This is a genomic window from Phocaeicola coprocola (assembly GCF_041333015.1).
GTDB lineage: Bacteria > Bacteroidota > Bacteroidia > Bacteroidales > Bacteroidaceae > Phocaeicola > Phocaeicola coprocola.
The window spans coordinates 1,226,854-1,244,603 of the sequence record NZ_JBGKGM010000001.1; the positions used below are offsets into that span (position 1 = coordinate 1,226,854).

Below are 17,750 nucleotides of genomic sequence, written 5' to 3' on the forward strand. Positions count from 1 at the left end.
TATTTCCTGGGTGGACCTGGAGGGAATCGAACCCTCGTCCAAACAAGGAAGCCATATGCTTTCTACATGCTTATCTCTGCCTTCGGTTTTCGTGCATAAGCAAGACCAGAGCCACCCACTTATACCTTAGTTCCTAAAATTTCATTTCAGCCTCGGAACCCGACTGAAACTATTCCCGATTTTGCTGTGCCGCTTAGCCAAACGCTTCGGAACAAGAGCTTTTGAGCGACATCTCGTTTCCATCACTGTGACGGAAATAAAGCTAATCTACTGTACTTCGATTAAGCAGCGAGAGCATAGTTTTCGTTGCCAGATAATTGTTCAGTAACTGAGATTATAGTGCAAATCACTGACGCACTGCATGCTTACATACCACATCTCTCGCTGTCAAATCCAGTCAAGCCCAAGTCTGTGATATTTATCGGTTGCAAAGATATGAAATATTTGTGATTCTGCCAAAATATGACTGATTTTACGTATTTTTGACGTCCTTAATGAATTGATTAAACACAGGAATATGAAGACATTGATAGGTGTATGTATGGCTGCTATGGCTTTAGTAGGAAACGGTTGCATGGGAAATGCGAAACACGCGGAGTCAGTTTCCGGAGGAACAACAGACTCGTTGTATCTGCTGGTGGGTAGTTACGCCCGGGCGCAGGAGGAAGGCATCCGTGTGTATGTATTCAATCAGGAAACAGGGAAAGGGACGTTCCGGAGTGGGTTGTCCGGCATTTCGAATCCTTCTTTTCTTACTCCGTCGGCCGATGGTAGCCGGGTGTATGCGGTAGGAGAGGATGAAGGGATTTCTTCTACGGCCAATGCGCTGAGCTTTGACCGTGAGAAAGGGATGCTTTCTTTCATTAACTCTCAACCAACTCATGGGGGAGCTCCTTGTAATATTACGTTGAGTCCGAAGGAGGATTATGTGCTGACTGCCAACTATATGGGTGGAAATGTTACTGTATTTCCTTTAGGAAGTCGCGGGGAACTGCTGGAAGGTGATACGCTCGTCTTTACGGGAAGCGGACCGGATAAGGAACGGCAGAGCCAGCCGCATTTGCATTGTGTGCTTTTTACACCGGATGGTCGTTTGCTGCTTGCCAATGATCTGGGTACTGACCGTATTCATGCATTTCCGGTCAGCGAAAAGAAAGGCGAGGGGTTGTTGGACCGCGCGGCATCTTATGATGTACAACTGGCTCCGGGAGTCGGACCACGACATACATGCTTTGCGCCAGACGGGAAACATGCTTACCTCATTACGGAACTTTCGGGTGATGTTATCGTGCTTTCGTACGATGAAATGAAGCTGGATACCATTCAGACTATCAAGGCTGATACGCTCGATGCGCGTGGCAGTGCGGATATTCATATTTCGCCGGACGGTAACTTTGTTTATGCTTCCAATCGCTTGAAAGGGGATGGCATTGCTATTTTCTCAGTCAACTCGGAGGACGGTACGCTGGAAAAGGCAGGCTATCAGCCTACGGGAATTCATCCGCGTAACTTTGCCATTACGCCTAATGGGAAATATTTGCTGGTGGCTTGCCGGGATACGAATGAAATTCAGATATTTGCGCGTGATGCGGAAACCGGATTGTTGCAGGATACCGGTGAGAAAATTGAAATGTCGAAGCCGGTTTGTCTGAAGTTTGTTCCGATGGACTGAGAGTAATCTAAAATTTGTTTTTTACGACATAAAAGAGGCTTGTCATTTTTCCGAAACGGAGTTTGACAAGCCTCTCTTTTATCATATCGGGTTTTACATCCCGTTGCTTATTTATTTCTTGTCTGTCATCTGGTAAACCAGTGTACCACCTTTCACGATGTCAGCGTGCGAAATGAAGTTCTTGGTGTACGGTTCACCGTTCAGGGTAATGCTCTTTACATACTTATTGGCTTCAGAAAGTCCTTCTGCTTTAATGGTAAAGGTCTTTCCGTCTGCCAGGTGAAGTACGAATTCCGGCAACTGAGGTGCGCCAAACACATATTCGCCGCTTACCGGATTGACAGGATAGAATCCCATGGCAGAGAACATATACCAGGCTGACATTTGTCCGCAGTCGTCGTTTCCGCATAATCCGTTTGGTTTGGGTGAATATTGGGTATCGAAGATTTCACGTATCAGTTCCTGTGTACGTTCAGGACGTCCGGCAAGGGCATACAGATAAGTCACATGATGGCTTGGTTCATTTCCGTGTGCGTATTGTCCGATCAGTCCGGTTACATCAGCCTGAGTAGTTTCCAGTTTCAGTGTGAACAGTGAATCTAGTTTGTTGAGGAAAGGTTCTTCTCCACCGAACAAGGCTATTAATCCCGGAACATCGTGCTGTACATGCCAGGTGTATTGCCATGCATTTCCTTCCGTATAGTCACCGCCTACGCTTTCGGCATGTCCGATTTGGCTAGGGTTGAATGGACTTTTCCATGTGCCGTCCGATTTTTTAGGACGCATGAACTGTGTGCTGCTGTCGAACAGGTTCTTGTAGAAGTCGGCACGTCGTGCGAAGTATGCGGCATCTTCTGTCTTTCCCATGCGTTTAGCCATGTCGGCAGCTGCATAGTCGTCGTACACACTTTCCAGTGTAGATGAAACAGATTCAGCTTCGGTCAGGTCGGTCGGGAAATAACCATATTTCATGTAGTTCTCCCAGTTAGACTTTAACGGGTGTGATACGGTCTGAGTCTGTTTGATGGCGTTGAACGCACGTTCTGCATCGAATCCGCGGAACCCTTTGGCATAGGCTTCTGCAACGACAGAAACTCCATGATTGGCTACCATACAGAAGTTCTCCTTGCCCCACAGTCCCCATATCGGAAGATATCCCTGTACTTCGGCCTGGTCTACCAGTGAGTTGATAAATCCGTCTACACGCTCAGGAACCATCAGGGTATAGAACGGATGAGCGGCGCGGTAAGTGTCCCACAAGGAGAAGGTAGAATAGAATTTACCTCCTGTAGCGTTTACTACAGAGTCGGCAGCATTACGATAGCGTCCGTCAACGTCTGATATTTCGTTGGGCTGGATCAGCGCATGATAGAAGCTGGTGTAGAAGTTTGTCTTTTCTTCGTCTGTACCTTCTACTTCGATGCGGCTCAAGTAGCTGTTCCAGTCGGCTTTGGCGGCAGTCCGTATTCCTTCGAAATCCCATCCCGGAACTTCGGCTGCCATATTGGCCTTAGCTCCTTCTACTCCGGTGGTGGAGAGAGCAACTTTCATCAGTACTTCTTCACCCGGCTGGATATTGAAACTTGCTACAAGGCGTTTGCCTTTTTCTGTTTCTGCCATAGGAAGTTCAAAATGGTCGATGACCGGACGGCTGAACTGCATGACGAAATAATAATCCTGGTCAACCCATACTTTGTTGTTGACATGTCCGGTAAGCGTGCTGTCGTTTTCCCAGTTTACCTCGCAGCTGTTTACCTGCGAATGATATTGTTTTTCGTTCCATGCCGGTCCGTGCTGCAAGTCGATCAGGATAGAAGCAGAGTCGGCCTGTTCGTAAGTGTATCGGTGCAATGCCGCATGGGTAGTGGCTGTCAGTTCTGCTTTTACCTTTGCCTGGTCGAGTGTGACAGTATAATATCCCGGAGTGGCATTTTCGGAGGTCTTACTGAAACTGCTACGGTAAGCATCCCATGTGCGGTGGCGTTCACCAGTGAAAGGCATCACGAGGATATCTCCCAAATCCATACATCCGGTTCCATTCAGATGAGTTTGTGTGAACCCCCAGATAATGGAGTCGGCATACATGTATTCGGAGCAATATCTCCATCCCACAGCTCCTGTTACAGGACTGGTCTGTATCATACCGAAAGGACGGCAGGCTCCCGGAAAGGTATGTCCGTTGTCGGCTGCTCCGATGAAAGGATCAACGTATTGTGTATAATCTGTCTGTGGAGTATCTTGCTTGGCTGTACTGCAACTGTAAAACGCGCTTCCCAGTGCAAGAGTATAGAGAAATACAGAAAGTTTTTTCATGAATCAGGTTAATAAAGTGTGGATAACAGAATGAATTACCATAGAGCTTGCAGCATATGTGGACGAATTCCTTTCTGCAATCCCTATGGTAATCGTTGTTTAATTATAGTGCCGTAAGCGGCATGTTATACGTAAGTTTCGAGGAATTTTACATGTCCTTCCGGAACTACATCCAATGTTTTGGTTGTAGCTGGGAACAATACAGATTCTCCAGCCTGCAAGCTTACTGTATTGCCTTCATCGTCGGTTACGGTACAAGCGCCTTCCATGCATATATAGATAACGAATGAATCCAGCTCTGTATAGTCCATGCTCATTTTTTCAGTCAAGTCGTATACTGAAGTTGTGAAATAAGGACATGAAACCAGTTCTACCGGTTCGTTCTGCTTAGGAGTGTAATGTGTACGGTAATCTTCCGATACAGTATAATCGATTGCATCTTTTGACAGTTCGGTATGCAGTTCGCGGGTATTTCCGTTCTTGTCTTTACGGTTGAAGTCATAGATACGGTACGTGATGTTCGAAGTCTGCTGGATTTCTGCGATGAAACAGCCTGCTCCGATACTGTGAATACGTCCTGCCGGCAAGAAGAATACATCGCCCGGTTGTACGGCATAGTCTGAAAGGGCATCACAGATTGTGTTGTCGGCTATCATTGCCGCATACTGGTCGGGAGTGATTTGCTGGCTCAGACCAGAGCGCAAGTGAGCTTTTCCGCCATCGTTTCCTATCACATACCACATTTCTGTTTTTCCCATTGAATTGTGGCGTTTCATAGCCAGCTCGTCATCAGGATGAACCTGAATAGACAGATCCTGCTGTGCATCAATAAATTTGATTAACAGAGGGAATTTTCCGTTGAAGCGTTTGTAATTGCTTTCACCTACCAGTGCACCTTTGTATTCGCTTACCATTTGTGTAAGGTTCTTACCTGCATCGGCTCCATCGGCAACAACTGATTCGTCGCCCGGTACATCTGATATTTCCCAACTTTCACCTACTTGTGCCTGCTGGCAGTCTAAGTGTTTGAACGGGATAATTTTTTCTCCTCCCCAAATAGTGGATTTTAAGATCGGTTTAAATTTTAAAGGGTACATAAGTGTTATAATTAGGTTTGTTTACAAAAGTAATTATTTTAGCCGAAAAAGTAGGTGAAGCGGGTAAAAAAAGAGGAAATATAGGAAGATAAAACAAAACAGACTGAACATATATTGTCTGTATGTTCAGTCTATTTTTGTTTTTGATAACCTGATCAGATTTTTTTACCGAAGGTAACGTTGAATCCTACACTGACATTTGTATTCAGCTTGCCTACCGGTATGTATTGTGGAGTTACTTTTGTCATCAGGTGGTCCATTCCGACAAAGAAATTGAAACCACATGGGTGGAAGTTCAAGATCCATCCGAATGAGGAACCGAAGGATGATATTCCATAATTGACACCTGCGTCAAACCATTTGACCGGAGTTACATTGGCTGAGATGCGTCCTTCACTCCAACTGTATTTGCCATTGATGCGTGTGGAAGACAGGAAACCGAAATGCAATTTGTCGTATAGCGGGAATACGTAGTCAGCACCTATATTCAATGTTGCTCCTAAGGCTCTTGTAGAGCTGCTTCCGGTTTCCGTACGATGGAAACTTGCATAGTTTTCGATATCATTGCCCAGATCCTCCAGTTGGTCTTCCAGTGGTTTGTCGCCGTCTGCGTCATCAGAGCCCATTGCTATGTTCTGGAATCCGTTGAACTCCCAGGGAGTGTTACTTGTCTTTGCTTTGATGGTATTGCTCCATGAAATAAATCCCAAATCAAGAATTGCGGCAGACAATGTTAAATCTTCGCGAAGCTTATAAGTGGCTCCCAAGTCGACAGCCATACCGAATCCGGAAAGACCGGGACTGTTCAGATCGATGTTATCCCAGTCAACCAGATCTCTTTCTGATGGATTTTTTATTTCTTTTCCACTTTCTTCTTTGGTCGGAATGGTCAAGCCTTTTACAGAAGTATTCATTTCTCCGTTTGCCTGAACCATCCACTTGTCTTCTGCCATCTGGACTTTCATATCCGTCATCTTGATGTTGACATTTCCCACTCCAAGCAAGAATTTTAATTTACCGCCGACGTTTAGTTTATCATTGATTTGACGAGAGTGTCCCAGGGCTATTTCAGCGTAGTTATTCGATGAAATGCCTAAATCATCCATTTCGTATACAGAATTGCTGCTGTTCATTCCCAGTTTCATGAACTCAAATAATCCGCGCGGTAAGTTGAGGCTGGTGGTAGAACGCATGTTTACATCAATTGTATTGAATCCGCCCCAAGCTCGAAATCCGGCAGAAAGCAATGTCATGTTCAGATTTACGTTGATACGGTTATTGTCTTTCAATTTACCCAAAAAATCGTCGTTGCTGATGCTGCTGTTCATGAAGGTTGTGAGCTTATCATTTCCGTATGGATAGATGAAAGTATTTAAACCTACATTCGACTGAGCACCAACGTTGATATTTCCTATACCCGGAACAGCAATGTAATTTCGCTCGGGTGAAAAAGCTGGGTTCATCAGGTGACGGTATGTGTATCCTTCGAGAAAATAGCCAGAACGTAAGGATTGTGCAGAAGAAACTGTACAAAGACATACAAAGGCAATAGTAACAAGAATGTGGTATATGTTATTTCTTTTCATATAATTCAATAATTGTTGGTAAGGGATTGATTAATTCATATCGACAGTAACACCGCCTTTTATTTTTATAGTCATGTTTTCAAGACGCAAGGACTGATTCTTGTTTAATACTTTGCCGCTTGTTTCAGCTGATGGAGTAGCCGAGACTTCGTATTTCAGACCGTCCAGTTCCTTGAATGCATTGGCATCTGTCGATTTCAATGTTATTTGGAGTGCTGTAACTTTTGCATTTTCCATGGTTCCTGCTGCTATCTGGCTGGAAACTTCTGTTGAAATGTTATTCAGTACAGCTCCATTTTTGTCTATTGCCTTTACGTCCATGTTCATAGTCAATGGGATAGTATTCTTTGCGTCCATTGTAACTACCAGTTCTTTTACAAACAGATCTTTCACATCTTTATTCCAATCGTCTATAACGTCGCTGTAAACGATGTTGGTTCCTTCATTGAACTGCAATGGCGCATTAATCTCGTAATCAGCCTTGACATTGTATGTTGTTCCTAAAATAATCGAACATTCACGGTCGGACGCTTTTGCTTCTATGCTTTCCATACGGATTTCGTCTGGAATGGTTTCGATTAAAGCGTTCAGGTTCTCAACAGTAACGCTGGCATCAGCTCCTTCTACTTGACTGTCGAGTCTGTGCAGGCAGATTATATAATCATTTGCATGATTGCCGGGAATGGTAATCAGGTTGGGTGACTGTCCGACAGGAACAGATGCAATAACCTTTCCATCTTTGTATGATTTCAGTGTACCGCTGAAATTAACTTCGATAGGAGAGGTGTTGCTGACTGTCAGATATATTTTAGGATCGGTCATATCTATTCTTACCTGTTCGTCTTGAAGGAAGTCCGGCAAGTTGTTTATCGCAATAGGGTCGATAGATACATTGATTTCCGGATTAACCTTGGCAGTAACTTGAGTCAGCTGGATTTCATCGATTCTAAATTCCGTATCCATAATCATCTGGATGGCGCTGCCTCCTTCTGTTGTACTGGTTCCGCTTATCTTTATATCATCTGCGATGACCAGATGTCCGGGAGCTACAAGACCTTTACCATCTCCCATTGCTTCAAAATCAATATGTGTAATATTGATTGGAATATAAAGAGGTGATGTACTGGATACGTTTATATCTTGTTTAAAAATCAAATTACTTCCTTCTATATCAACTCGCTGGTCTGTTGTACTGATTGTCATGTACTCAGGAAAATCTAGTTGGAATCCTTTCTTAAGTGTCAGCGAATTGTTTCCTTCTATATTCATGCGCAGTGAGGCAGGCATGATGACATCCGAACTGTACAGTGCGGTAACATCGGTTGTTATATTTTTCTTGTCAATGCTGAAAGACGTTTTATCGCTTACTGTGGCTGTCAATGTTCCATCTAAAGATACTTCATAGTTTAATTCTGTCCGGGCAGACTGAAGTGCTATTTCGTTGGAGTTAATTGTAATGTCTTCGATAGTAACCTGAGTGTTGGAGCCTTCACCTGACTGTATAAGGGCATAGTTGCCTGCTGCATCAGTTTTTACTGTGCTCTCTTCATCTAAGTCGAAAATCTTGTCTAATGTAATGTCTTTTGTATTGCTGGCTGGAATAGTTAAGTTATCACCTCCCACTGTTATTGTCATGTCGAGATCTTTACTTAAATCGTAATCACTATCTACGCATGATAGCATACAACTGGAAAGTAGTACAAGTGCGCAAGAAAATGTTTTGTTTGTCAGTTGCTTTTTCATGAAATAATTATAAAATTAATAAATAACAAAATAATTGCTTTCCGGTGTAAAAAGTTCAGCAATATACCTGTTTGCAGATTATTACTGATGATGCTTATGTGAAAAGGGCGACCCCTCTTGCTTTATTAAATTTAATGATAGAAACGTAAAAATGCTTACTATTGTTCATTCTTGCGTTAAAATAAATTTTGCAGCTGGCTATAAGGAAAGTTTTGTTGTGGACAAGAATATAAAAATATTGCTGTCCGATAGACTTTTAAAGTGGCAGAGGTCGTGAAACTGACTTATTCAAGCGAGATCCAATCCTCTGTCTGGTAAAGTCTTATCGGACAGCAATACTAAAAGATAGAAACTTATGTTCTTAAGTATCTGTTCTTTGTTTGGTTAAATAGCTCTCTTTATTGTTTATAGAGCAGCAACTTCTGTAAAGATTTGATATACAGAACTGCATACTCCTAATAAAATAATTCCCATGAGGCAGATAAAAAGACAGGCACGAGTGGTCGCACTGCTTTTGAATGTGGCAAGTGGGGTTTCATTAGGAACAATATACATGGCCTTTACAACGAGCAGGTAATAGTATAGCGAAATGATTGTATTTACCAACGCCAGGAATACTACCAGCCAGTGGCCTGCATGGAAAGCAGATGCAAAGACGAAGAATTTTGAGAAAAATCCAGCAAACGGCGGGATACCTGCCAGTGAAAATAAGGCAATGGTCATAACAAAACTCAATTTAGGATTGGTTTTATAAAAACCATTATAGGCATCGCGGTCGACTGTTCCTCCATTATGTTGTTCTACTGTTCCTATTACACCGAATACTGCCAGGTTGGCTACAATATAAACTACTACATAATATACTAAAGATGCCATGCCTTGAGCTGAGGCTCCTAATACAGCAAGCATAATATATCCGGCTTGTGAGATACTACTGTATGCCATGAAGCGTTTCAGGTCTTTCTGCAAGATTGCAAAAATATTGGCTATTGTAATAGTCAGTACGATTACAACAGAGAGTAACAGACTCCAGTCGGCAACCATCGGGCCGAATACTTTCAGCAGAATACTCATCAAAGCAAAAGCTGCAGCTCCTTTTGAGATAACAGAAAGATAGGCACTGACTGTTGTCGGAGCTCCCTGATAGGTATCGGGTGTCCACATGTGGAAAGGTACCAGACTCAGTTTGAAGCCTAATCCGGCAAAGAACAATACCATGGCAAGGATTTGAAGCGGGCTTCCGGTTATCATGGTACTGATATCATTGAAATACATTGTTCCACAAGTTCCGTATACTAATGATAAACCGTAAAGCATCAAACCTGACGAGAACATGGCATTCAGAATGAATTTGGCTCCAGCTTCTGCACTGTGGTGACGATATTTGTCGAATGCAATAAGGCAAGCCATCGGGATGCTGGCAAGTTCCAGTCCTACATAGAAGAGCAGGAAGCTACCTGCACTGACCATGTAAAACATACCCAGTAAGGTAGAAAGAGTCAATAAATAAAACTCTCCAGCTTTATGACGTGTGTCTTCGCGTTCCAGCCATGTGTCTGCCTGCATGAATACCAGTATTGTTCCTAATGTGAGGACTGTTTTTACTACAGATGTCATGGGAGTATTGATATACATGCTTCCGAAAGCTTCTCCACTGGCAGAATTGAATAGGTTGTTGAGTAGCAGAATAACAAGCAATGCGCATGAAAGCCGTTGCATGTTTTTCGGAGAAGGAACCTTCTGGAATAAATCGGCAAGTAACACAATTATCAGAATAATTGCCAAACCGATTTCTGCCTGCATGGTATGTAAAGTTGTTATTATATCCATAATGCGTTATAATTGACAAAGTTGTGAAATAATAGGTTCTACACTGCCACTGATAACATGGCTTACCCAATAAGGAGCCAGACCTAATCCGGCAACAGCCACAATAAGGCAGATTACGGCAAAACGCTCATCCCAGGTTGCATCGGTCAGCTTCAGGTGTTCCGGATTAGTACAAGTTCCGTATAGTATTTTACCGACAACGCGTAAGATATATACGGCTGTAATAACGATACTCATCGTTGCAATGATTGTACATATGCGATGGAATGAATCTGCATGCTGGAATGATCCGACGAATACAGTCATTTCGGCAACGAAACCGCTTAAGCCCGGAAGACCGAGGTTGGCAAGTCCGGCGATTACATAACCAACAGAAAGGAAAGGCATAATTTTCATCAGTCCGCTTAACTGACGGATATCACGGGTATGTGTACGTCCGTAAATCATACCAATCAGGGCGAAGAATAATGCTGTCATCAAACCATGGCTCAGCATCTGGAGAATGGCACCGGTAGCACTTACTTTAGTCATCATCAATAAAGCAAACAGTACCAGGCCGCAGTGACTTACAGAAGAATAGGCATTGATGTATTTCAAATCGGTCTGTACCACAGCACTGAAAGCACCGTATACAACTGAAATGGTAGTCAATACCAGGAAGAAATCACCCCAAATGGCAGCTCCGGTAGGCATCAGATACATGGCTACACGGAAACATCCGTAACCTCCCAGTTTCATCAGAACACCTGCATGAAGCATAGATACGGCTGTCGGCGCTGAGGCGTGACCGTCGGGACTCCATGTATGGAATGGGAATAATGCACCCAGCACACCAAATCCGAGAAATATCATCGGGAAGAAGATACGTTGCATTTCGGTTGGTATCTGAAGTTTGACTATTTCCAGAATATTCATGGTTTCACCTCCGGCACCATAGAAGATTCCTAAAATACCGATAAGCAGGAAAGCAGATCCTCCCATCAGCATCAGGGTCAGCTTCATGGCTGCATATTCTTTTTTACCGCTGCCCCATACGCCGATAAGCAGATACATCGGAATCAAGGCAACTTCGTAGAACATAAACATGGTAAACAGGTCGGTAGAGATAAAGAAACCGAAAACTCCGGTACTTAACAGCGTAAACCAAAGGAAATATTCTTTAGTCAGCGGTTTGAGCTTCCACGATGCAAACGTTCCTGTAAATACAATGATGGAACTCAGAAGAAGCATGACAACAGAGATTCCGTCTACTCCTACCGAGTAAGCTATATGTAATGGGGCATACCAGACAATGCTGTCTGTATACAGCATTTCGTCTGTAGCTCCTCCGTTTCGCAGTCCTATATAAGATACTGTCAGGTAGGCAGCAAGAATTAACAACAATGTAGAGCCGGCTACCATTACTCCTCTTACCTGATTCACATTGCGGGCAATCCACAATCCCAGCAACATGAGTAAAGGAATTAAAACAAAAAGACTTAATATATTCATAATACTAATAACATGATAGTTAATACTATAACTCCTCCCAAGAACCACATGGTGTAGCTTTGAACTTTACCACTTTGCAGAGGTTGTACGCTTTCGCCTGCTGCATTGGCACTCCAGGCCATGAAGTTCATGAACTGGTCGATAACGTGACGGTCGAACCAGGCAAGCGGGATAGATATACAGCGGAAGATAATCTTCTTTGTGACAAACAACCAGATTTCGTCCATATAGAAGCGCTTGTAAGCTGCACGGTGCAATGTACTGAAACGTGCTGCCAGCATGTCGGCAACGGGTTGTTTTTCGCGTGCATACATCCAGGTAGCGAGAAGAATAGCTATTACAGCAACGATAATACTTGTTGCGGCTACTTGTGCATTAAGGTGAATATCGTATGCTTCGCCATTGGCCGATACAAAGTGTCCGAAAGGCAATATCCAGCCACATACAATAGTTATGGCTGCTAGAAACATTAACGGGAAAGTCATTGTCAAAGGACTTTCGTGCGGAGTATGTGCTGCATGAAGTTCCTTATTTTCAGTTCCCCAGAAGATACCATAATACAAGCGGAACATGTAGAATGCTGTCATTCCGGCAATAATTGTCATTATCCATCCCATAACCGGACTGAACTGGAAGCAGGCTGTCAGAATTTCGTCTTTCGAGAAGAAACCAGAGAATGGAGGTATACCTGCAATGGCCAGACATGCGATGAGGAATGTAATGTGAGTGATAGGCATATACTTGCGAAGTCCTCCCATTGTCGACATTTCATTGCTGTGCACGGCGTGGATAATACATCCGGCTCCCAAGAACAACAAGGCTTTAAACATGGCATGAGTAAACAGGTGGAACATTCCTGCCATGTATCCCAAGCCTCCTTCATGAGGGTTATTGGCTGTACATACACCCAGAGCAACCATCATGAAACCGATTTGTGAAATGGTAGAAAAAGCAAGGACTCGCTTGATGTCACTTTGTGCACAAGCTACAGAGGCAGCATAGAATGCAGTGAATGCTCCCACGTAGGCAACCATATGCAGTGTATGTGGAGCAAAACCGATAAACAGCGGGAACATGCGGGCTACCAGATAAACTCCGGCAACGACCATGGTGGCTGCATGAATCAATGCACTGACTGGAGTCGGGCCTTCCATTGCATCGGGTAACCAGATGTGCAGTGGGAACATGGCACTTTTACCTGCTCCACCTACAAACATCAGTCCGAGTGCCCAAGGAAGTACCATGCCAGCCTTCATCAGCTGTTCTTCACCGGGTGTGAAAGTGAATGTCTGCATGTAGTAGCCATAAATCAAAATACCGATGAGGAAACCTAAATCGGCAAATCTTGTCACAATGAATGCCTTCTTGCTGGCTGCAATGGCTTCCGGTTTCGTATAATAAAAGCCAATGAGCAAATAAGAAGATACACCAACCAGCTCCCAGAATACATACATCTGGAATATGTTGGTAGCAAGTACAAGTCCCAGCATAGAGAAAGTAAAGAGTGACAGGAAAGCATAGTAGCGCTGGAATCCTTTTTCACCTTTCATGTATCCGAATGAGTAGATATGTACCATCAGACTGACTGTCGAGATGACAACCAGCATCATAACGGAAATGGGGTCCAGTAAAATACCCATATCAATGTGGAGAGATTCCGTAAAAGGAAGCCACTGGATATTCCATGGAGTCAGTGTCGGGAATACTCCTTCGGCAGTGCGCGGAGCTGTAAAGTAATTGATAGCGGTGAGATAGCTTAATACAGTAACACCTGCCAGTGACAGTGTGCCTATCAAGCCCGCTATGCGATGCTTCATGTACATACCCGTCAGAGCCAGAATAAGAAAACTGAGTATGGGCAATGCGAGTATCAGAATTGTATATTCCATAATCAAAATATTTTTAGTTATCCTTTCATGTCAGTAATATCGTCAGTCAAAACCTGTTTGATATTGCGATATACATTAATAATAATAGCAATAGCAACAGCTGTTTCTGCCGCAGCGATAGCAATTCCGAACAAGCTGAAAAAATGACCTTCCAGATGATCCGGGAAAAGATAACGATTGAATACTGCAAAATTGATGTTTGTTGCGTTCAGCATAAGCTCTACCGAGATGAGCAAGGCAAGCAGGTTCTTGCGGGTAAAGAATCCGTAGATTCCGCAGAACATCATAATGGTACTGATGACCAGATAGTGTATTACATGTACATCTAATTCCATAGTCGTAATTTTTATTTTTATTTTTGTTTTCTTGCTATCAGAATGGCACCAATCATACATGCCAGCAATAAGATGCTGACTACTTCAAACGGTAGAACAAACTGATATTTTTCTGTTCCGATTAACGCCAGACCAATTTCACGGGCGGGTAATTCTACACCCTGTGGAATGATGTTAAGGGCGAAACCGTTTGTAAAGATTAAAAATAATACCAGTGCGGCGCCGATAAGCGTTGTCAGCAATACACTGATAAGCTTGCCACGGTTTATCGGATATTTCATATTCTTGTCCGACTGAGTCAGCAAGATAGAGAATACATATAATACAACAATACCTCCGGCATATACCATTAACTGTACAGCCCCTAAGAAGGTATATCCCAATACACCGTAAATAGCTCCTGTACCAAAAAGGACGAAAAGCAGGTAGGTAGCGGCGCGTAAAATTTTTCCTGTTGTTACAGCCAGTACGGAAAATACTGCAATTGCTGCTGCAACGACATAGAATACGATTTCTTGAAGTGTTATTTCCATATTCTCTCCTTTTTATTTAGCAAGTGTTGAACCTTCATGGTTTAGTGTGAGCAGGAGCTTTTCTTTTTCGAATACAGCATTTTCGAAATCGTTGCTGAACTTGATGGCTCCATGCGGACATGCGTTTACACATAACTCGCAAAACATGCACGATCCCAGGTTGTATTCATATTTCACTAAAACCTTTTTCTTTTTTCCTTCCTCATCTTCACGCATTTCTGAAATGACTTTAATCGTGCCATTTGGGCAGGCCATCTGGCAGAGTCCACAGGCAATGCAGTGATGATGATTCTCATCGTCGTGTGGCATAACAAGCTGAGCACGATGACGTTCGGGAATGTGCAACGTCGTATGACGGTTTTCCGGATACTGCTCGGTCACTTTAGGCTGACAGAATACCTTCATAGAGGTACGCATACCTATCAGCAAGCTTTTTACTCCTGAAGCAAAACCTTTTATATATTCACTAAAACTTTCCATAATATCTTATTGATAGCTATCTACCTTAAAATGTTAATCCAAAAACTTTACACAATGCCATCAGCAGCAATACTACCAGTGAAAGCGGCATCAGGTATTTCCATTCCAGTGTAAGAACCTGGTCTATTCGCAGACGTGGGAATGTCCAGCGAATCCACATTAACAGAAATACGATAAAGAAAGTTTTTCCAACAAACCATATTACTCCGGGAATGTAATCCATTACGGCATTGAAACCGTCCAGACCAGCTATATGCAATGGCATCCAGCCACCCAGGAATAGGGTTGTAGCAATACCGGCGGTAATGAACAGGTTCAGGTATTCTGCCAGATAGAAGAAGCCGAAATGCATTCCGGAATATTCGGTATGATAACCGGCAGTAAGTTCCTGTTCTGCTTCGGCCAAGTCGAACGGACCACGGTTGGCTTCTGCATTACCGGCAATCAGATAAATAACGAATGCAGCGATTGCCGGAATATGTCCTTTGAAGATATTCCAGCCGTCTGCCTGTCCGCTTACTATCTGCTGGATATCCATTGTACCACTCAGCATAACCATAGTCAATACGGTCAGGCCGATAGACAGTTCGTAGCTGATAATCATAGCTCCGCTTCGCACGGCTCCGATGATGGTATATTTACTGTTACTGCTCCATCCGGCAAGCAGAATACCCAAAACTCCGATAGATGATGCGGCCAGAACAAAGAATATACCGATGTTCATATGAAGAATCTCTCCACCTTTATTCCATGGCAAACATGAAAATGTCAGAATAGATGCCAGAATAACGAGAAACGGAGCCAAATTGTAAAGGAAATGGTCTGAATTCTTCAGGCTGATAATTTCCTTTGTCAATATTTTGATAACATCGGCTGGAACTTGTAGCAAACCTCCTTTACCTCCTACGCGGTTCGGACCGATACGGCATTGGAAAGCTGCACAAACCTTACGCTCCATATAAATCAATATGATAGCAAGTACAGCGTAAAGAACCAGAATCACTACGCCTACTACCAGCCCTTCCAGAAAGATTGCCAGCCCCTCAGGCATTACGCTGCATAGTGCAGAATGTATTGCCATGAAAAGCGGTTGAAGATTATAATAATCTAAAAACATATACTTTTTAAATTAAGAATGATAAATAAAGATATTATCTGTCTATATCCGGAATTACATAGTCTAATGTTCCTCCGATAGCAATCAGGTCGGCAATTTTATTGCCTTTGCAAACAGTGTCGAGCGCATGTACCAGCGGCAATCCGGTAGAACGGTAATGCAGACGGTAAGGGCTCTTGTCTCCATGGCTTTCCAGCATTACGCCAAACTCTCCACGGCTGCTTTCTACTGCTGCTGAGTAATTACCTTCCGGCAGTTTGATGATTGCTTTTGTCTTGACGCGATATTCTCCTTCCGGAATATTGTCTATCAGCTGTTCGATGATGTGGCAAGATTCCATGATCTCGTCCATACGTACCATGTAGCGTGCAAATGAATCCCCTTCCGTATAAGTGATTTCTTTGAAGTCAACTTTATCGTACATGGCATACGGATGATGTTTACGCACGTCGTTTGCCCAACCGGACGCACGGCCTGAACCTCCTGTTACTCCTAAAGAAATAGCATCTTCGAGACTCAATACTCCGATTCCTTTCAGACGGGTCGTTGCAATCACATTGCCGGTAAATATATCGTGATAGTCTTTGATGACACTACGCAGATGTTTGATAAATTCCTTAACCTTGCGCTGGAAGTCCGGATGCAGGTCGGCTTGCACACCACCGATCATGTTATAGTTTTGTATTAAACGTCCTCCGGTTGTTTCTTCGAAGATGTCAAGAATCATTTCACGTTCGCGGAAACCGTAAAAGAAAGGAGTTAATCCTCCCATATCCATAACCAGACAAGAGTAGAACAACAAGTGAGAGTCGATACGCTGAAGTTCGTCCATGATGGTACGGATATACTGTGCGCGCTCTGAAATCTCGATGCCTGCGGCTTTTTCAATACACATACACAATGCGTGACGGTTCTGATGTGCGCTCAGGTAATCCAGGCGGTCGGTCAAAGCCAGTGTCTGCGGATATGTCAGGCTTTCGTTCATTTTTTCTATTCCACGGTGTATATAACCACAGATAGGGTCTACCTTACTGATTGTTTCACCGTTCAGTGAAGTACGCAGACGAAGTACACCGTGAGTAGACGGGTGCTGAGGACCAATGTTAACCACAAAATCCTGTTGTCCGAAAACGATATTTTTCTTATCAGCTATTGTTCCGTCTGGATTCAGGTAATATTCATCGGTGATATCTGCATTCTCTTCATTCTCCATATTCAGGGGATTGGAGTTCATGTCGTAGTCCTTACGTAATGGATAACCTTTCCAGTCCTCACGCAGGAATAAACGTCGCATGTCCGGGTTATTCAGAAAGCGGATACCGAAGAAGTCGAATACTTCACGTTCTTTGATTTCTGCAGTTTTCCACAGGTCACATACTGACGGCAGATAAGGATTTTCACGATCGGTCGTTGAAGTCTTAAGAACGATACGATTATAAGTCTTACTTGATTCCAGATAATAAAGTGCTCCCAGACCACCTTCCTGCCAGTCCATTCCTACGATATCACGCAGGAAATCCATCGGTTCATCCTGATCATTACGCAGGGTTTCGGCTATTTGATGAAACGATTCAGCCGGAATACTTATCACCTGATCACCCTGCTCGGTAATAGTGATTCCCGGAACTAATCGGGATATTTTTTCAGTTATATTCATAAATTGC

13 protein-coding genes and 1 other RNA gene are annotated in these 17,750 nt (G+C 43.4%); 1 reads left to right on the plus strand and 13 read right to left on the minus strand.

The annotated features are described in order from the left end of the window. Window positions 1-8: 8 nt before the first annotated feature. Window positions 9-405, minus strand: a transfer-messenger RNA (tmRNA) gene (gene ssrA, locus ACDG22_RS05115). Between the two features lie 112 nt (window positions 406-517). Between ssrA and ACDG22_RS05120 the strand changes: the two genes are divergently transcribed. After that, the gene (locus ACDG22_RS05120; RefSeq protein ID WP_022125905.1) at window positions 518-1,672 is read left to right on the plus strand and encodes a lactonase family protein; all 1,155 of its coding nucleotides are present in this window, start codon (window positions 518-520) and stop codon (window positions 1,670-1,672) included. Between the two features lie 111 nt (window positions 1,673-1,783). Here the strand turns inward: ACDG22_RS05120 and ACDG22_RS05125 are convergent, their stop codons facing one another. The 12 genes from ACDG22_RS05125 to ACDG22_RS05180 form a co-directional block, all read right to left on the minus strand. After that, a complete protein-coding gene (locus ACDG22_RS05125; RefSeq protein WP_007566265.1) occupies window positions 1,784-3,985 on the minus strand; it encodes a GH92 family glycosyl hydrolase in 2,202 nt (733 codons plus the stop codon). A gap of 125 nt (window positions 3,986-4,110) precedes the next feature. Further along, window positions 4,111-5,082, minus strand: a complete 972-nt coding sequence (locus ACDG22_RS05130; protein WP_007566267.1) for a type I phosphomannose isomerase catalytic subunit — start codon at window positions 5,080-5,082, stop codon at window positions 4,111-4,113. Between the two features lie 155 nt (window positions 5,083-5,237). Next, window positions 5,238-6,668 (minus strand): DUF5723 family protein, encoded by a 1,431-nt coding sequence (locus tag ACDG22_RS05135; protein WP_022125904.1) that lies wholly within the window; start codon window positions 6,666-6,668, stop codon window positions 5,238-5,240. 30 nt (window positions 6,669-6,698) lie between these two features. Continuing rightward, the gene (locus ACDG22_RS05140; protein ID WP_040311763.1) at window positions 6,699-8,303 is read right to left on the minus strand and encodes a hypothetical protein; all 1,605 of its coding nucleotides are present in this window, start codon (window positions 8,301-8,303) and stop codon (window positions 6,699-6,701) included. 513 nt (window positions 8,304-8,816) lie between these two features. After that, window positions 8,817-10,241, minus strand: coding sequence for an NADH-quinone oxidoreductase subunit N (locus ACDG22_RS05145; protein ID WP_204482516.1), 1,425 nt, complete (start codon window positions 10,239-10,241; stop codon window positions 8,817-8,819). Window positions 10,242-10,247: 6 nt separating this feature from the next. Beyond that, window positions 10,248-11,732, minus strand: coding sequence for a complex I subunit 4 family protein (locus ACDG22_RS05150; protein ID WP_007566194.1), 1,485 nt, complete (start codon window positions 11,730-11,732; stop codon window positions 10,248-10,250). Continuing rightward, the gene (gene nuoL, locus ACDG22_RS05155) at window positions 11,729-13,621 is read right to left on the minus strand and encodes an NADH-quinone oxidoreductase subunit L (protein ID WP_270230346.1); all 1,893 of its coding nucleotides are present in this window, start codon (window positions 13,619-13,621) and stop codon (window positions 11,729-11,731) included. The genes ACDG22_RS05150 and nuoL overlap by 4 nt, the downstream gene beginning before the upstream one ends. 17 nt (window positions 13,622-13,638) lie before the next feature. Next, entirely contained in the window at window positions 13,639-13,956 is a 318-nt protein-coding gene (nuoK, locus tag ACDG22_RS05160) for an NADH-quinone oxidoreductase subunit NuoK (protein WP_007566198.1), read from the minus strand. 17 nt (window positions 13,957-13,973) lie between these two features. Then, window positions 13,974-14,489, minus strand: a complete 516-nt coding sequence (locus tag ACDG22_RS05165) for an NADH-quinone oxidoreductase subunit J family protein (protein ID WP_007566200.1) — start codon at window positions 14,487-14,489, stop codon at window positions 13,974-13,976. Window positions 14,490-14,501: 12 nt separating this feature from the next. Continuing rightward, the gene (locus ACDG22_RS05170) at window positions 14,502-14,969 is read right to left on the minus strand and encodes a 4Fe-4S binding protein (RefSeq protein WP_007566203.1); all 468 of its coding nucleotides are present in this window, start codon (window positions 14,967-14,969) and stop codon (window positions 14,502-14,504) included. A 25-nt stretch (window positions 14,970-14,994) separates the two neighbouring features. Next, on the minus strand, window positions 14,995-16,086 hold the full coding sequence (gene nuoH / locus ACDG22_RS05175) for an NADH-quinone oxidoreductase subunit NuoH (RefSeq protein WP_007566205.1): 1,092 nt from the start codon (window positions 16,084-16,086) through the stop codon (window positions 14,995-14,997). A gap of 34 nt (window positions 16,087-16,120) precedes the next feature. Further along, window positions 16,121-17,743 carry an NADH-quinone oxidoreductase subunit D-related protein gene (locus ACDG22_RS05180; RefSeq protein ID WP_007566208.1) on the minus strand — a complete coding sequence of 541 codons (1,623 nt, stop codon included), beginning with the start codon at window positions 17,741-17,743 and terminating at the stop codon, window positions 16,121-16,123. Window positions 17,744-17,750: the final 7 nt, after the last annotated feature.